The organism is Aestuariivivens sediminis (genome assembly GCF_022662105.1).
GTDB classification, from domain to species: Bacteria; Bacteroidota; Bacteroidia; order Flavobacteriales; family Flavobacteriaceae; genus Aestuariivivens; species Aestuariivivens sediminis.
The window spans coordinates 19995-37596 of sequence record NZ_JAKMCP010000003.1 but is presented as its reverse complement, the minus strand read 5'-3'; the positions used below and the strand labels follow the sequence as shown (position 1 = coordinate 37596).

General features: G+C 38.4%; 16 protein-coding genes. 7 read left to right on the top strand and 9 right to left on the bottom strand.

Features of this window, described 5'->3' with window-relative positions:
* Window positions 1-52 precede the first annotated feature (52 nt).
* On the top strand, window positions 53-577 hold the full coding sequence (locus MR054_RS08210; protein ID WP_242157433.1) for a porin family protein: 525 nt from the start codon (window positions 53-55) through the stop codon (window positions 575-577).
* 118 nt (window positions 578-695) lie between these two features.
* Here MR054_RS08210 and MR054_RS08205 read toward each other — a convergent pair whose 3' ends face one another.
* Window positions 696-1028: a TM2 domain-containing protein gene (locus MR054_RS08205; RefSeq protein ID WP_242157432.1), complete on the bottom strand. Its 333-nt coding sequence runs from the start codon at window positions 1026-1028 to the stop codon at window positions 696-698.
* 46 nt (window positions 1029-1074) lie between these two features.
* On the opposite strand from MR054_RS08205, the gene MR054_RS08200 reads away from it, so the two are divergent.
* Window positions 1075-1959 carry a hypothetical protein gene (locus MR054_RS08200; RefSeq protein ID WP_242157430.1) on the top strand — a complete coding sequence of 295 codons (885 nt, stop codon included), beginning with the start codon at window positions 1075-1077 and terminating at the stop codon, window positions 1957-1959.
* A 20-nt stretch (window positions 1960-1979) separates the two neighbouring features.
* Window positions 1980-2396, top strand: a complete 417-nt coding sequence (aroQ, locus tag MR054_RS08195; protein WP_242157429.1) for a type II 3-dehydroquinate dehydratase — start codon at window positions 1980-1982, stop codon at window positions 2394-2396.
* Between the two features lie 342 nt (window positions 2397-2738).
* Here aroQ and lpdA read toward each other — a convergent pair whose 3' ends face one another.
* Entirely contained in the window at window positions 2739-4115 is a 1377-nt protein-coding gene (lpdA, locus tag MR054_RS08190) for a dihydrolipoyl dehydrogenase (RefSeq protein WP_242157428.1), read from the bottom strand.
* 106 nt (window positions 4116-4221) lie between these two features.
* Between lpdA and MR054_RS08185 the strand changes: the two genes are divergently transcribed.
* The gene (locus tag MR054_RS08185; RefSeq protein ID WP_242157427.1) at window positions 4222-5514 is read left to right on the top strand and encodes an NAD(P)/FAD-dependent oxidoreductase; all 1293 of its coding nucleotides are present in this window, start codon (window positions 4222-4224) and stop codon (window positions 5512-5514) included.
* A 95-nt stretch (window positions 5515-5609) separates the two neighbouring features.
* Window positions 5610-6539 carry a nuclear transport factor 2 family protein gene (locus MR054_RS08180; RefSeq protein WP_242084693.1) on the top strand — a complete coding sequence of 310 codons (930 nt, stop codon included), beginning with the start codon at window positions 5610-5612 and terminating at the stop codon, window positions 6537-6539.
* 53 nt (window positions 6540-6592) lie between these two features.
* On the opposite strand, the gene MR054_RS08175 is transcribed toward MR054_RS08180, so the two are convergent.
* The 3 genes from MR054_RS08175 to msrB form a co-directional block, all read right to left on the bottom strand.
* A complete protein-coding gene (locus MR054_RS08175; protein ID WP_242157426.1) occupies window positions 6593-7144 on the bottom strand; it encodes a DUF1572 family protein in 552 nt (183 codons plus the stop codon).
* Window positions 7145-7263: 119 nt separating this feature from the next.
* Entirely contained in the window at window positions 7264-9432 is a 2169-nt protein-coding gene (locus tag MR054_RS08170; protein ID WP_242157425.1) for a prolyl oligopeptidase family serine peptidase, read from the bottom strand.
* 166 nt (window positions 9433-9598) lie between these two features.
* Window positions 9599-10078, bottom strand: a complete 480-nt coding sequence (msrB, locus tag MR054_RS08165) for a peptide-methionine (R)-S-oxide reductase MsrB (RefSeq protein ID WP_242157424.1) — start codon at window positions 10076-10078, stop codon at window positions 9599-9601.
* Window positions 10079-10294: 216 nt separating this feature from the next.
* On the opposite strand from msrB, the gene MR054_RS08160 reads away from it, so the two are divergent.
* Both MR054_RS08160 and MR054_RS08155 read left to right on the top strand, forming a co-directional pair.
* On the top strand, window positions 10295-11113 hold the full coding sequence (locus MR054_RS08160; protein ID WP_242157423.1) for a M48 family metallopeptidase: 819 nt from the start codon (window positions 10295-10297) through the stop codon (window positions 11111-11113).
* Between the two features lie 62 nt (window positions 11114-11175).
* Entirely contained in the window at window positions 11176-12495 is a 1320-nt protein-coding gene (locus MR054_RS08155) for an MFS transporter (RefSeq protein WP_242157421.1), read from the top strand.
* 31 nt (window positions 12496-12526) lie between these two features.
* On the opposite strand, the gene MR054_RS08150 is transcribed toward MR054_RS08155, so the two are convergent.
* The 4 genes from MR054_RS08150 to MR054_RS08135 form a co-directional block, all read right to left on the bottom strand.
* Entirely contained in the window at window positions 12527-13618 is a 1092-nt protein-coding gene (locus MR054_RS08150; protein WP_242157420.1) for a hypothetical protein, read from the bottom strand.
* A gap of 35 nt (window positions 13619-13653) precedes the next feature.
* Window positions 13654-14223, bottom strand: coding sequence for a hypothetical protein (locus MR054_RS08145; protein ID WP_242157419.1), 570 nt, complete (start codon window positions 14221-14223; stop codon window positions 13654-13656).
* Window positions 14224-14233: 10 nt separating this feature from the next.
* A complete protein-coding gene (locus MR054_RS08140) occupies window positions 14234-14797 on the bottom strand; it encodes an RNA polymerase sigma factor (protein WP_242084677.1) in 564 nt (187 codons plus the stop codon).
* A 117-nt stretch (window positions 14798-14914) separates the two neighbouring features.
* Window positions 14915-17464 (bottom strand): ATP-dependent Clp protease ATP-binding subunit, encoded by a 2550-nt coding sequence (locus MR054_RS08135; protein WP_242157418.1) that lies wholly within the window; start codon window positions 17462-17464, stop codon window positions 14915-14917.
* Window positions 17465-17602 lie beyond the last annotated feature (138 nt).

Below are 17602 nucleotides of genomic sequence, written 5' to 3'. Positions count from 1 at the left end.
TAATCAGTACCATTAAAGATCATAATAATCATTCCATATAACACTAAAAATTATGAAAAAAATATTATTTTTTACCGTATTAACGGTATTAGGATTATTTAATTTACCTGCGCAGGAGGTAAATTTTGGTTTAAAAGGAGGTGTTGATTTCGCTTCACTTCGTTTAGAAGCAGAAGGAGAAAATATTTCTACCTCTGAAACAGGCTTTTATATAGGAGCCCTTGTAGAAATTCAATTATCGGATAATTTTGCCCTGCAACCGGAATTGTTGTATGTCGTTATTGATTTTGAAGATATGAACTTTGATTATATTTCAATACCAATAGTGGTGAAATATTCAGTTTCTAATGAGCTTGACTTAATAGTTGGTCCGAATTTAGGGTTCATTTTAGATACAGAAGAAGGTGAAAAATCTTTTAATTTTGGCCTTGAAGGGGGAGCTTCATATGATATAACAGAAAATTTCTTTATTGAAGCAAGATATAATTTAGGATTAGCCAATTTATTGGAGGATGCACCAAGTGGATATGCTATTAAGCTTAACGGATTTTTTGCCGGAATAGGATATAAATTCTAATCTGAATTGTTATACATAAAAAAAACCGAAGCCGTCAGGACTTCGGTTTTTTTAGTCTCCAAACTCAATTTAATAGTTTCCCTTAAGAAAAAGGAATGTTGTGGAAATCAATTCACCATTAAAAATTATCCGTGAGAATATTTATTAAATCTACTATTGCCCAAATTCCCAAACCACCTATTGTAAGGATGAATAAAATGTTCCAGCCCACGGGTTTTTTATAATACCATCTATGGGCGGCAAAGGGCCATCCCAAAAAGAACCATAGCGCTACTCCAACCCACTTGTCTCGGGGAGCTAAAGTTGCCACAGGCTCAACTACTTCAATGTCGGAAGCCGATAATTCCGTATTGGTCGATGTGGAGACCGTCCTTTTCACAGGAAAGGAAGCATAACTGGCACTAAACATGAATAAAGTGACTAACAGGGTCAATAATAATTTAGTTTTCATAATTAATTAATTTATGTTTGTTTAAATTTAATCATAAATTTCATAAATGTTAAGAAAATTTTTAGTTACTGCATTTATTTTTACAGTATCATGTATTGGCATGGCACAAAAGGACTATCAATTTATAGGAGGTATTCAATTAAATGATTCTTTAACCATTACTTACAAGTTAGATATATCTGAAATTAATGGTGAGGTTAAGGGATATTCAATCACTGATTTAGGGGGTACATATGAAACCAAATCTAGTGTTTTTGGTGAATATGATGAAGAAAAGAAAGAATTAAGTTTTCGAGAAACACAAACCATATATACCAAAACTAAACTAGAACCTGATTATGAATTTTGCTATATCAATACGACTTTAAAAAACTTTTCATTAGGAAAAACAAAAGAGGCCAAGGCAAAGTTTATGGGTCTGTTTGCGGATAATACACCATGTATAAATGGCGATTTGTTTATAAGTTCAGCTGAAAAAATTCAAGCTAAAATGATGAAAGTCACTGAAAGGATAAATAAAATGAAAAGGATTCCCGATAGTGTAAAACAACGATTTAAGCCATTAAAGATGCTGGATTCTTTGAATATGAATATTCTAAAAGAAAATGAAGTATTATCCTTATTCAGTAAAAGGAATCGAATAACATTTTCTATTCATGACGGAGGAAAGGAGGATGGTGACCGAATTTCAATTTTTGCCAATGGACGACCTATTCTATCCAATTATGAAGCGAAAAACACGAAACAAGTTTTAATGGTAGATCTCCTTGATAATAAAACAGAAATTATTATTAAGGCACTAAACGAGGGAACCATAGCCCCGAACACCGTAGTCGTGGAAATTGAGGATGGCACGAACAGCATAAAGGCGCTTTCTAATTTAAAAAAGGATGAATCCACACAAATAGATATTTTGAAAGTTAAAATGTGATTTTTGAATATCTTTGTAGCATGAAAAAACTAATCATCATCAACGGTCCCAATTTGAATCTACTCGGTAAACGCGAACCCAATATCTATGGCAGTCTTTCCTTTACAGAATTTTTAGAGGAAATTAAGGGTAAATATAACACGATCGAGATCGCATATTTTCAATCGAATGTTGAAGGGGAGCTTATCGATAAATTACATGAGGTTGGCTTTGATTATGATGGTATCATTTTAAATGCTGCGGCGTATACGCATACTTCTGTTGGTATTGGCGATGCGATTAAAGCGATCGATACGCCCGTTGTGGAAGTGCATATATCCAACACTTTTGGGCGTGAGGAATTCAGACACCAATCGTATATATCGCCCAATGCCAAAGGGGTGATTCTCGGATTCGGACTTCAAAGCTATGAGTTGGCCATACAGAGCTTTTTATAGGAGGGCCCGGTCTAAAATCAATGACATAAATCTCACTAAACCACGGGGTAGAGTGCCACAAGGGTGGTGTTGCTCTGTCTAAAAGCAATGGGACCCAGAACCAATAGCGCGCAAAAAAAAGGTTCCGTAAAATCAGAACCTCGTTATAGATGTGCCTTATTTTTAATCGATGTGCATTTTGATTTATAGGGTACAAATGAATGTCAGTTCAAGTGATTTTCGATAGAAAATGATATCGAGGACACGAGTTTAAGAACTAAAATTTGATTCTCGATACCTACCAAAGGCAGGCTAATTTATTTCATTTCCATTCATAAAATTTACAACGGGTTATTTTTTGTTTTAAATATGAATGACTTCATCGTACGCTGCGGCCACCGCTTCCATAACGGCCTCACTCATAGTAGGGTGAGGATGTACCGCTTTTAAAACTTCATGTCCGGTAGTTTCTAATTTTCTGCCCAACACAGCTTCTGCAATCATATCGGTTACGCCGGCACCAATCATGTGACAACCCAGCCATTCCCCATATTTCGCATCGAAAATGACCTTAACAAAACCTTCCTTATTCCCTCCGGCACTTGCTTTACCGGAAGCCGAAAAAGGAAATTTACCCACCTTAATATCAAAGCCTTTTTCCTTAGCCTGTTTTTCGGTTAAGCCAACACTGGCAATTTCCGGTGAGCAATAGGTGCAACCCGGAATATTTCCATAATCCAGGGGTTCAACATGCTGACCCGCAATTTTTTCCACACACAGAATGCCTTCAGCAGAAGCCACATGGGCCAGAGCCTGACCCGGAGTAACATCTCCAATGGCATAATAACCTGGAATATTGGTTTGGTAATAATCGTTTACTAAAATTTTATCTTTGTCGACGACAATACCGACATCTTCCAATCCAATATTTTCGATGTTGGTTTTAATCCCAACTGCACTTAAAATGATATCTGCTTCAAGGGTTTCTTCTCCTTTACTTGTTTTTACCGTGGCCTTAACACCTTTACCAGAGGTATCCACTGAAGTCACTTCGGCCGAAGTCATTATTTGGATACCGTTCTTTTTAAAGGATCGTTCCAATTGTTTGGAGACCTCTTCATCTTCAACAGGCACGACATTGGGGAGATATTCCACAATGGTCACTTCGGTTCCCATAGCCTTATAGAAATAGGCAAATTCCACACCAATGGCTCCGGAGCCTACTACAATCATGCTGCCGGGCTGCTTCGGTAAACTCATGGCCTCACGATAACCGATCACTTTTTTACCATCCTGAGGTAAACTGGGCAATTCGCGGGACCGCGCTCCCGTTGCTATAATGATGTGGTCAGCACTGAATTCTTTTCCATCGACATCAATTTTCTTACCCGGTTTTAGTTTGCCAAACCCTTCAATGACATCAATTTTATTCTTTTTCATTAAAAACTGAACCCCTTTACTCATGCCCTCAGCAACACCGCGACTGCGTTTTACCACAGCATCAAAATCGTGTTCGGCGTCCTTTACCTTTAAACCATAATCCTCAGCATGTTTTAGGTATTCAAATACTTGTGCAGATTTTAATAGTGCTTTTGTGGGTATACAGCCCCAATTTAGACATACACCTCCTAAATTTTCCTTTTCAACAATAGCCGTTTTAAATCCCAACTGAGATGCCCTAATTGCTGTAACATATCCGCCAGGACCACTTCCAAGAACAATAATATCGTATTTACCCATCTGTTATTTTTTAGGGTACGAATTTACAAAATCGAATTTTAATAAAGAATTTAGAACAGGCTAAATTTCTATCTTTGTACTACATTTGTATTCCAAGTTTATATTTATGAACATACCAAGAACCAGTAGTGCCCGCGTTGTTATTATTGGCGGTGGATTTGCTGGGGTTTCCTTAGCCAAGAAATTATCAAAACAAGATGTCCAGGTAGTGCTACTGGATAAAAACAATTATCACACCTTCCAGCCATTATTATATCAGGTATCTACAGGGGGGTTAGAACCGGATTCCATTGCCTATCCCATTAGGAAAATACTTAAAAATTTCCCTAATTTTTATTTTAGATTGGCCCATGTTGAGGGCATTGACACTGCAAAAAATAAAGTTATTACCAATATCGGTAAACTAAAGTTCGATTATTTGGTTATGGCTACGGGGTCTAAAACCAATTATTTTGGAAATTCGGAAATTGAAAGGTACAGTATGGCCATGAAAACCATACCCCAGTCTCTTAATTTAAGAAGTTTAATCCTTGAAAACTTTGAAGAGGCCTTATTGACTTCCGATTTAAATGAGCGTAACGCCCTTATGAATTTTGTGATAGTAGGGGGAGGACCAACAGGGGTTGAACTGGCCGGTGCACTGGCAGAAATTAAAAAAGGTATTTTACCTAAGGATTACCCCGATTTGGATACCCGTATGGCTCAAATTCATATCATACAGTCTGCCGATTGTCTGTTACAGGGAATGAGTGCCAAGGCTTCTGAAAAAGCAGAGGAATTTTTGGAAAAGCTTGGGGTTAATGTTTGGAAAAATGTTAGGGTGACCCATTACGATGGAAAAACGGTTACCACGAATTCCGACTTAACTTTTGAAACAGCCACCATGGTATGGGCAGCAGGCGTTAAAGGGGCAACCATTAAAGGTTTGGATGCGGAAGCACTTATCACGCCCCATAGTCATAGGGTACTGGTAAATGAATTTAATCAGGTAAAGGGCTTCAATCATATTTTTGCCATTGGTGATTTGGCTTGTATGCCAAGTGCGGCCTATCCCAACGGATTACCCATGATGGCACAGCCTGCGATTCAGCAAGGGGGACAGTTGGGGGTTAATATTTTACGATTGATAAGAAATGAACCCCTGAAACCATTTGAATATAAGGATAAAGGCGTCATGGCAACCATTGGCAGAAATAAAGCTGTAGTAGATTTAAAGCGATTTAAGTTTCAAGGCGTATTTGCCTGGTATGTATGGATGTTCGTCCATTTATTCTTTCTTATCGGCTTTCGAAACCGTATGGTCGTTTTTGTGAACTGGGTGTATAATTATGTGCGTTTCGATAGGGAAGCACGATTAATTATAAGACCATTTAAAAAAAGCAGGATGCCGGAACCTTAAAAAGGCTCCACTTTAAAAAACATTTTGAAAATTCTTATTATCAATGTTTTTTTACCTACATTTAAGACTTAACTAACTTAAAATTTTTTATCAATATGAAAAAACATGTTTTAATTGTCATGCTACTTACCGTAGCCGTAATGTTTCCCCAAAAAAAAGAAAAAAATGGTACTGTTTACAAAGAGCATCCTGCAATAGTTGCAGTGGAAGCCATGCAGCAAGCAGATATTAAAGGGGACGTCGAAGCGGTTGCTTCCTATTTAGCCGATGATTTTATATCATATAGCGGGACTACCAGGAATAAAAATGCAGAGGGTACGAATAAGGAAGATTTTTTGAAGTGGGTAGCGAACAGAAACAAATGGACGGCTTACAGAAGTTTATCCAGACACGGGGAAGCTTATCCTGATGCCATTGAATATAAAGACGGCAAAACCTGGGTACAAACCTGGGATTACCTGAAAGGTGTTCATGATGATACAGGGATAAAAATTGAAATGCCCGTGCACAATCTTTACCGGTTGAATGACGAGGGTAAAATTGAATTGGCCATCTATTACAATTATCCGATAGGGAGGGATATAAGAAGGGCGTTTTCTACAAGGACCAACGGTACCTTATATAATGAGCACGAGTATATTAATAAAGTTCGCAGAATGTTTGCGGCATTTGAATATGGCGATATGGATAAAGCCTATAGCTTTATTGATGACAAGGCCACCTTTACCGGATTGGAAATGCCTATAGGAGAATCCATTGGTCTTGAGGAACTTAAGGCTCGCAATAGTCAGTTTCTAGAAAAGTACACCATCGAGAGTATTGATGTTGTAGGGTATCCGGATTGTTTGCATTATGAAATTGGAGATGGATATACGGTACAGTCCTGGTGGAACTTTAGACTAACAAGAAAGTCCGATGGCAAGAAATTTGTAATCCCGGCTATGTATACCCACGACTTTAATGATGAGGGAATGATTGAAAGAGGGATATCGTATATAAGCACCAAAGCTTTGGACGCAAAATAATATTTCAAGCTAATTTTTATCAAAAACTCCTTTATTCCGATAAAGGAGTTTTTTTATGGATCGTCTGTAAAATGGCGTCGTTCTTTTTCTTTATTGAACTTTTTTTCATTGTACCGTTTTGAATGTCCTTTGGGTATCGAAAGTGAGCTCCAGTCTTTTCCTTTTAAAACCTTTCCCAAAAACACGATTTGACCCACATGGTATGCATAATGGGCTAATTGTCTGTTAATGGCCTCGGTAACGGTATGCCCTTGGTTTCTAATAAATACAATGTTTTCGAGATCTTCGGATCTTAAGGAGGTGAGGGCGGCAAACAAACATTGCCATCCCTTTTCCCATTGCGCTATGAGCGCTTCTCGGGTTGTGTAAGAGTCTTCAAATTCCAAATCGCGTTGACGCCATTCCTTTTCACCATCTTCCGTTAAAAAATTGGTCCAACGGCTTAACATATTGCCCGACAGGTGTTTCACAATGATAGCAATAGAATTGGAGTCTTTAGAAATTTCTTTTTGAAGTGCTTCGAAACTAAGCTGATGAAAGGTCCGGTCTCCCAAGCTTTTATAATATTGAAATTGTTTAATGCTACTTGACAGGTAACTTTCCATGATGTAGATTTTATAGTGATGATACATATCATTCAAAAGGCGCCCTGCAATACAGGCCTCCCAGATGAGTTAAAGGGCTTTCTAAAGCAATGTGATATTCTAAAAATGGACAGCGGTCATCAATCTTTGAGAGGCTTGTTCAATTTAAAATCCGGGTGCCCCGACTGCCAATAAAAGAACGAAAATATGTTTGAAAAGTCCTCCAGTGTCTGACTCAAAGTCGTGCGTCCCCCATGGCCCCCTTCAAAGTTGGTTAAAAATAATATGGGGGAATCACTCGTGTTGTCATGTTGCATTTTTGCCGCAAATTTGGCAGGTTGCCAGGCGATGACCCTGGAATCGTTCATACCGGCTGTAATCAACATGGCCGGATAATCGGTCGCCGGTTTTAAATGGTGATAGGAATCCATTTCCAATAATCCTTTAAATTCTTCCGGGTCGTTTACCGTACCAAATTCAGGGGTGTTCACAGGACCATTTGGTGTTTCTTCCATTCTTACGGTGTTCATGGCCCCCACCATAGGTGCCCCGGCAACAAATAAATCCGGACGCTCAGTAACAGAACGCCCCACTAAAATACCTCCGGCACTACCGCCAAAAATGGACAGTTTTTTTGGATTGGTATAGCCTTCATCTATTAAATACTCGGCGGTAGCAATGGCATCTTTCCAGGTATTGGGTTTATTCAATTTCTGTCCGGCCTTGTGCCAGGCATCACCCAATTCACCTCCACCTCTTACATGGGGCACAACCAGGATCCCATTATACATGGTATAGGCTAAAATGAGGGGACTGAAAAAAGGAAAAATAGAATTCCCATAGGCGCCATAACTGTAAAGAACAGTTGGATTTTGCCCGTCCATTGGTAAATCCTTATTATGGACAATAGACACCGGAACCATAACGCCGTCATGCGATTTAACCAAGACTTCCTTAGCTATGAGGTTTTCCAATTCGGGGTATTCTACGGGGGTCGATAATGGCTGATGCGTGAAGGTGTTGCTCTTGGGGTCGTAAAGAAAACGTTTATTGGGGGAGGTCCAACCGGAAATGGATATCCAAACCTCACTAAATGCCGGCCCTTTATTGGATATTCCGGCTTGTCCCGCAGCGAATGGCAATGTTAAGGCCAGGGCTTCCTTTTTGCCATGGGGAAGAAAATACACCTTGGCTTCAACACCATGTTCTATGGTAGCATAATATAATCCATCCTTGGTTACCACGACATCCGTGATCGTTTCAGAATCGGAATTAGCCACAAGGGTCTTTGCATTTTCAAATTCGGGCGTATCTAAAGGGGCCTTAACAATTTTGTAGTTGGGGGCCTCATTATAGGTTAAATAGTACACCGCATCCTCAGCTAAAATCATATGCGTTACTTTATCTTCTCTTTTTAATAGCGGTTTCCAATTATCACGCAGCTGGTTTTGCGAACGGCTCATAAAGGCCTTGATATTTTTATCTACGGAACTCGCAAAAAGAAGTCTTGCATCGGCTTCCTTTGCATAGGTTATCACTGGAATTTCCATTTCCGAAATGCCCCATTCTGCATAATCTTCTTTTGAAAAACACCTGTCGTCCATGGATGGGTCCGTTCCAACCTTATGCGTGAAGACAGCAGTGTATATTTTCCGACTCTGGTCCGTGACATCTTTGGAATTCAATCTGTTGTAAAAGAAGGAATCTCCCGATTTAAGCCATGATATGCCACGCGCAAGCTCCAGTGTTTCCGGGTAGGGCTCTCCCATAGCGTTAAAAATGAGCAACTCCTGGTTTTCAGATCCATTGGCAGCCACGCTCACGGCTATTTTATCCCCTTGAATATTGGGACTGATAGTACTTATGGTATAGATTTTTCCATCTTCCGCTTTATAGGTGGTTGGATCGAAAAATAAGATTTCTTCTCCTTCATAACCCTGTCTTTTATACATTTTACTTATTTCTTCCCCGGGTAGGCGCTTGAGATAATAATAGGTGTCGTTCTCTGTAATACTCAAATTATATATGGTAGTTGCACGCCTTTCAATCAATTCTTTCATTGTTTTAAATAACATCTCCTTACCTGAAATCTGATTTAAAACAGACTCGGAATAGGTGGCATTAGTTTTCATCCATGTGACCACATTTGGATCATCTAGGTTTTCCAAATACCTGTAGGGGTCATCCAGATCTGTACCATGATAGGAATCGGTGACGATGTGCTGAGGAATGATATCGGGTTTTACGGCTTCCTGGGAGATAATGACTAGAGGCATAAAAAATGACAGGGCACATAAAACGTTTTTCATATCGGAAAGTGTTCAAATTAAACTACAAGTCAATAGTTTGACTACGCAAAACGGGAGTCCTTAGAAAGGTACGAAAAAAGGAGGTTCAGAGCACAACACTTGTTCCTAAATTAATTGTTAAAGTATCAGGATAGCTGAGATTACAATACCAAAAAATATATCCTGATTATTCCTGTTTGGGTATAAATTTTAGAGCGACTCCATTAATACAATGGCGTTTGCCCGTCGTGTTTTTTGGGCCGTCATTAAAAATATGTCCCAGATGTCCGCCACAGGTGGCACAATGCTCTTCTACACCATAAAAACTATTGGGATTGCTGCTGGCGTAGGCGACATTGCCTTTAATTTCCCTGTCAAAACTGGGCCATCCTGTTCCCGAATCAAATTTATGTTCGCTTTTGAACAGTGGTGTTTCACAGGCTTTGCACACATAAATACCGTCTTCGTAGGTCTTGTTAAGATCACTGGTGAATGCGCGTTCTGTACCGCCCTGTCTCAGGACATAATATTCCAATTCTGACAACTGTTTTTGCCATTCCGATTCCGTTTTTGAAATTTTAAATTGAGACTTTTCGGCTTTTTTCTGCCCATTGGAGTTGCAATTAAACACTACCATAAATGATAGTATGACTAATATGTGTTTCATGGTATGAATTTTGTTCATATAAAGTCGTAAGGCGCTTTTTTAACTAACAATACTGAGGTTAAATTTAATAAATAAATCCACCTGGGAGTTAATTGAAGCCCAGTGATATTAAAATGGATTACATCTATTTTATCATTTTTTTCGTAACTAATGAGGTAAACACAGGACATTTTTAAGTGATTGTTTGTATTTTTAACCGGTAATAAAATTGATACTATGCGAATAAAAAGAACCTTTTTGATAATTAGTGCGGTTATTCTTGTTGTGGCCTGTGCCACCAATCCGTTTACAGGTAAAAAAACGATGGCCCTGGTGCCAAATTCTCAGTTATTTCCAACATCCTTTGCCCAGTACAACCAATTTTTAAGTGAGAACAAAGTCGTAGAAGGGACTAAAGATGCGGCCATGATAACGCGGGTAGGGAAGCGTATTTCGGTTGCCGCAGAACGCTGGCTGGATGCCAATGGTCATCAAGGGTATTTAAAGGACTATAAATGGGAATATCATCTGGTGGACGATAAAACCGTTAATGCCTGGTGCATGCCGGGTGGTAAGATCGTATTCTATACCGGAATTTTACCTATTGCTGAAAGTGAAACGGGTGTTGCTGCCATAATGGGTCATGAAGTTGCCCATGCTTTGGCCAATCACGGTCAACAGCGTATGAGCGCGGGGATGCTCCAACAAATTGGAGCCGTAGCGGGAAATGTGGCAATTAAGGATGAAGAAAACAGGAACATCTTTAACCAGGCTTACGGGGTAGGTTCAACCGTAGGTGTTATGTTACCATTTAGCAGAAGCCATGAAAGTGAAGCCGACCAAATCGGTCTTTATTTAATGGCTGTTGCAGGGTATAATCCTGACGAGGCTGCCGAGTTATGGAAACGCATGAATGCTAACAGCGGAGGACAGGCACCACCGGAATTTTTGAGTACCCACCCATCAAATGAAACACGAATTGGCAATTTGACCAAATGGGCTCCCAGAGCCAAAGAGGAAGCCAGAAAATTTGGGGTAACCTCATTTAAGGAATAGTTTTAGTTCCAGAATAAAATATTTGATTACTTTAGAAGCTGTCAACAAAGACAGCTTCTTGTATGAGAAAACTTAAAAAAGGAAGTAAAAAACTTCTAAATGCATGGGCCTTTTATGATTGGGCAAATTCAGTATATACCCTAACCATTGCATCCTCCATATTCCCCATTTTTTATTCGGCATTATTCGTTTCAGAATTAAAAAAAGTTCATGCTTTTGGTTTTGAATTTAAAAGCACGGCATTAATCACTTTTGTTACGGCATTCACGTTTCTAGTGGTGGCCTTTATTTCCCCGATACTCTCCGGTGTTGCAGATTACATTGGTAATAAAAAGACATTTCTGAAGTTTTTTTGTTATCTGGGTAGTGCTGGTTGTATGGGTTTATATTGGTTTAGCTTAGAACACATCCATATCAGTTTGTTATTCTATTTCATGGGCCTTATAGGCTATTGGGGGAGCCTGGTATATTATAATTCGTATTTACCGGATATTGCTTTTCCGGAACAACAGGACCGTATTAGTGCGAGAGGATTTTCCATGGGCTACATAGGCAGTGTCATTCTATTGATAGTTAACCTATTCATGGTAATGAGTCAGGAAGGCGGAGAAGCGAAGATGGAAATGATGCGATACTCCTTTATCACGGTTGGATTATGGTGGGCATTGTTTAGCCAGTACACTTTTTATTGGTTACCCAAAGGCGTTTCGGAAAGACATAAAATAACGAAAACTATTCTACTGAATGGGTTTAGGGAGTTGCAGTCCGTTTGGAAAGACCTCAAACAAAATTTGAGACTAAAGCGATTTTTGTACGCCTTTTTCGTATTCAGTATGGCCGTTCAGACCATCATGTTGGTCGCAGTTTATTTTGGTGAGGAAGAAATCGCCTGGAACTCCAATGAGGAAAAAACTTCAGGATTGATAGTAAGTATTCTGGTTATTCAATTGGTGGCTGTAATCGGTGCCATTTTAACCTCGAAGGCCTCTGAAAAGTTTGGAAACATTAGAACCCTTATAAGTGTTAATCTCATATGGATGGTACTTTGTGTATATGCTTTTTTTATGATTACGCCCACCGATTTTTATATAGCAGCCGGCATTGTAGGGCTGGTAATGGGTGGCATACAATCGCTGGCGAGATCCACCTATTCCAAATTTTTACCACCGACAGAAGACACCACCTCTTATTTTAGTTTTTATGATGTTGCCGAGAAAATTGGTATTGTTATAGGAATGATTATCTATGGCGCCATAGACCAGTTTACCGGTAGCATGCGAAATGCGATTTTGTTTTTGGTAATATTCTTTTTGATCGGGATATTCTTATTGTTTAAAGTCCCCAGGGGGCCCATCAGCACACAAAAAAACCACCCAAATTGAGTGGTTCTTTACGGTTCGTTGTTTGATGATGTTATTCGTTTTTAAATAGCTTTACATGGCCATAGTCCGAATCGATAGTAACGGTATTGTCTGAGGATGCACTGTTGTAATACCCTTCATATTTCAAGTTAACGGCATTTTTAATTTCTTTGGTTATGGTCAGGTCTTCCTCCTTTTTTAAATGAGCATAGTCCAGGTTCAAATTAAACTTAAAATTATAATTTGGGGCGTATCCCAAGTCTATTCCGGTATAATCTGATTTTATGGTTACATTTCCGGCATTGTCGTTCATTCTATTAATTTTAATGGCCCCATAATCGGAACTTAGAGAAATCGTTTTATACACATCGCCTATTATCATGGTAAGATAATCGCCCTGACCGGTCACATTATTGACACGGTCAATTTTTATATTGCCGTAATCGCAGTTAAAGGTGACCGCTTCAGCAACTTCAATTTTTGAATTGGTATAGTCTGCTTTAACGTCGATATTCTGTGCTTTTGAAATGGTGAATTCACTATAATCGGCATTTACATGGCCACTTTTTATATAATCAAAATAACAGCCATTGCTATAATCAAATTTTAAAACATTGCCATCAGCCATTAATTCCTTGGTGGTTATTTTACCATAATCACAATTAATTTTGGCTTTACCTTCCAATTTCTCCAGGTTGATATTGCCATAATCATTTTGTAAATCCACTTGGTTGGTGAATGGTATTTTAACGACATAATTGATTTTCATATTAACTTTATTAGTCTTACCCCAATTCCACCAGGACTTCGATCCTTTCTTGTTGAATGTTGTTTCTGCGGATACCAGGTCTTTTGTGGCAGAAAATATAACATCGATTTGGTTTAATTTTTCAATGACCTTTTCTTCATTATTTCCGGAGGTTGTAATGGTTATTTCAAATACAATTTTATTATTGTTCCATGTCACGATATCTAAATTACCGTAGCTGTTGTTCACTTTTAGGGTGGCATCGGAATGCACCGAAAACTCCTTGTTTATGGTCTTTGATTTGGTGTGTTTGTAATTTATTTCTGTTGCAGCAGAAATAAACAATGGTAACATTAAACATGTTACAAAGGTTTTTAATGGTAGTACGCGTTTCATCTGTTCTTTTTTTTAATTGTTGAAATATGTTAGGGTTATATATATGATTCATTAGGTTTTGCCGGGGAGGAATTTAATGCCTTTACAGTTTCAATTTGTTGTAAGGTCTGTTTTAAAATGTCCAATCGATTTTGAAAATTCGAAATCATGGCATAGATGACACGATGGTCATCACCACTTTCAACTAAATCTGTTTTTAATTGTTGGTAATCTTCTTCTAAAATTGTAATTTGATGTAAAGCATCCTGTATTAAGTTTTGAACTTCGGGCGCCTGTTCTTCTTTGATCGTATTGATTTCTTCATTTATGGTTGTCATAAAAAATGCTTGGGTCTCAGCCATTTTAGGGGATACATCCGCCAAATCACCACTTTCAGAATGAGGTGTTAAATAGAAACCTAAGGCCATTAAAATCAAAACCGAAGCGGCTATGGCTAAATACGATTTCCATTGATGTTTTTTAGCATGGTTTAATTGGAAGGTCGATTTGTTGTCCTGTGCATTCAGTTTGTTTAGAAATCGCCATTCATGACCTAATTCGGGGTTTTCAATATCAAATTCATGCTCCAATCTTTTAAACATATGTTCCAAATTCATATTACTCATAATGGTTCATTTAATATTCTACAGTTGCTTTTAGGTTTTGTCGCAAGCTTTCTTTGGCCCGCGAAATTATCGTTCTGCAATTGGCATATGATATATTCATTATTTCGCTAATTTCTTCATAATCGTAACCTTCAATGAGATTTAAGGTTAATGCAATTCTGTAATTAGCCTTTAGCGATTGCATGGAATTCAATACCTGTTTTACTTTCAGGTTGGCGATCTCATGCCCATTTTCCGATTCATCAGCCTTATCCTTCATCTTATAAAGCTTGTCGTCCAAAGGGACGAGAGCATTTTTTTTATTTTTTTTATAATGATAAATACTGTTATTGATCACAATCCGCTTTAACCAGGATCCAAAAATTTTGGCATCCTTTAAGGTCTCCAATTTGGTAAACGCCATTAAAAAGGAATCTTGCATAATATCCTCGGCTTCAAAACTGTTTTTTACAATTCTAAAAGAAGCATTGTACATCGCCTTGTAGTATCTGTTGTAAACTTCCATTTGAGCTCCTTGGTTTCCAGATTTACAAAGTTCAATTAACTGTTCCGTATTTAATTGGGTTGGTGTCAACTAAAACAAATTCTTATTCTAATGATGAGTAAATTATTTTTTTGTTACATATTTTCAAAAAAAAAATCCTACGTTCAATGAGAAGTAGGACTTAATGATTAATTCGTTTGAGTTATTTCAGGACTCTGTGGGCTTTTCCGCTTTTTCAATAGATATACTTAACTCATTGGATTTTTTATCCAAATCTATTTTAATACTATCTCCTTCCTGAAGGTGGGATGCCACAATTTCTTCAGCTAAAGCGTCTTCCACATATTTTTGAATAGCACGCTTTAAGGGTCTAGCGCCATATTGTTTATCGAATCCCTTTTCGGCAATATAGGCCTTGGCATGCTTTGTAATTGAAAGGTTATAACCTAAACCACTGATTCTCGATAAGAGTTTCTGAAGTTCAATATCAATAATCTTATCAATATCTTCTTTTTCTAAAGAGTTAAATACCACGACGTCGTCAATCCTGTTGAGAAATTCGGGTGCAAACGATTTTTTAAGGGCGTTTTCAATGATGCTTCTTGCGTTTGCATCTTCTTGCGCTTTTTGAGATGCGGTTCCAAAACCAATGCCTGTACCAAAATCTTTAAGTTTTCTGGCTCCGATATTGGAAGTCATAATAATTATGGTATTTCTAAAATCAATTTTTCGACCTAAACTGTCGGTTAAATACCCGTCGTCTAAAACCTGCAATAGCATATTAAAGACATCCGGATGGGCTTTTTCAATTTCATCCAGTAAAATAACCGCATAGGGTTTACGTCGTATTTTTTCGGTTAATTGCCCCCCTTCTTCATAACCGACATAGCCTGGAGGCGCACCGATTAATCTTGAAATGGCAAATTTTTCCATGTATTCGCTCATGTCAATTCGAACTAGGGCATCCTCACTGTCGAATAATTCTCTGGAAAGCACTTTGGCCAATTGGGTTTTACCGACACCGGTCTGTCCTAGAAAGATGAACGATCCAATAGGTTTATTAGGGTCTTTAAGTCCGGCTCTATTCCGTTGTATGGCCTTAACCACTTTTGCGACTGCCTCATCTTGTCCGATTACTTTTCCTTTTATAAGTTCAGGCAATTGGGCCAGCTTATTAATTTCGGTTTGTGCAATTCTATTAACAGGTATTCCAGTCATCATTGATACCACATCAGCCACATTATCCTCAGTAACAATTTCTCTGTGTTGCTTGGTCTCTTCTTCCCATTTCTCTTGAGCCGTAGTTAATTCCTTTTCAAGACGCTTTTCGTCATCTCGTAGTTTTGCAGCTTCTTCATATTTTTGTTTTCTAACCACCGAGTTTTTAGTTTCCCGAACTTCTTCCAGTTTCTTTTCCAATTCAAGAATTTGCTTGGGGACCTCGATATTCGTGATGTGTACTCGTGAACCGGCTTCATCTAAAGCATCGATAGCCTTATCCGGTAAAAAGCGTTCTGTCATGTAGCGGTTGGTCAACTTCACACAAGCTTCAATAGCTTCCTGTGTATAATCAACATTGTGATGCTCTTCATACCTACCCTTAATATTGTTGAGGATTTCAATGGTTTCCTCAACAGAAGTAGGTTGGATAATCACTTTTTGAAAACGTCTTTCCAAAGCCCCATCCTTTTCTATGTATTGCCTGTATTCATCCAATGTGGTCGCCCCTATGCATTGAATTTCACCACGAGCCAGAGCCGGTTTAAACATATTGGAGGCATCAAGACTTCCAGTAGCACCGCCTGCACCTACTATCGTGTGGATTTCATCAATGAATAAAATGACGTCGTCATTTTTTTCAAGTTCATTCATCACCGCTTTCATTCGTTCTTCAAACTGACCGCGGTATTTGGTGCCGGCAACGAGACTTGCCAGGTCTAAGGTGACCACGCGTTTGTTAAACAGAATACGAGATACTTTTCGTTTGGTAATTCTCAAGGCCAATCCCTCGGCAATAGCCGATTTTCCAACACCGGGTTCTCCAATGAGCAGGGGATTATTCTTTTTGCGCCTGCTTAAGATTTGTGAGACGCGTTCTATTTCTTTTTCTCGACCAACAACAGGGTCCAATTTACCTTCTTCGGCTAATACCGTTAAATCCCGTCCAAAATTATCGAGAACAGGTGTTTTAGACTTCTTATTAGACTTACTCGCTGGCGAATTAAAAATATTCTCCTTTGAGGATTCATCACCGGTACTTGTATCATCATCTTGAAAAGATTCTGATTTAGGTTCTATATAGTCACTGTCATTTGTTATCATAAGCTTAAATTGTTCTTTAACGTTGTCATAATCAACTTTCAATTTATTTAAAAGTTTGGTAGTGGGGTCATTTTCATTTCTGAGTATGCACAATAGCAAGTGTGCCGTATTTATGGATGTACTTTGGAACAGTTTTGCTTCAAGAAAGGTCGTTTTTAAAGCGCGTTCAGCCTGCCTTGTTAAATGAAGGTTCTTTTTTTCATTGGAAGCCGAGGAAACATTTGGGTTCGCCGGACTTAAGATCTCTACTTTGCGCCTCAAATGGTCCAAGTCTATATTCAGGGCATTAAGTATATTTATGGCCTTACCATTACCATCTCTCAAAAGACCAAGCATTAAGTGTTCAGTACCAATAAAATCATGCCCCAATCTTAAGGCTTCTTCTTTACTGTAAGCGATTACATCTTTTACTCTCGGTGAGAAATTATCATCCATAATGGTCTCCTTTCTGCATTAAAAATACTAATAATACTTAATTAAAGTCAAAAACTGTACCTTAAATTGCTAATTGACGAAAAATTCTTTATAAAATCAAAACTTTTTGGGATTTACTTATTAACTAAAAAAGCCGCC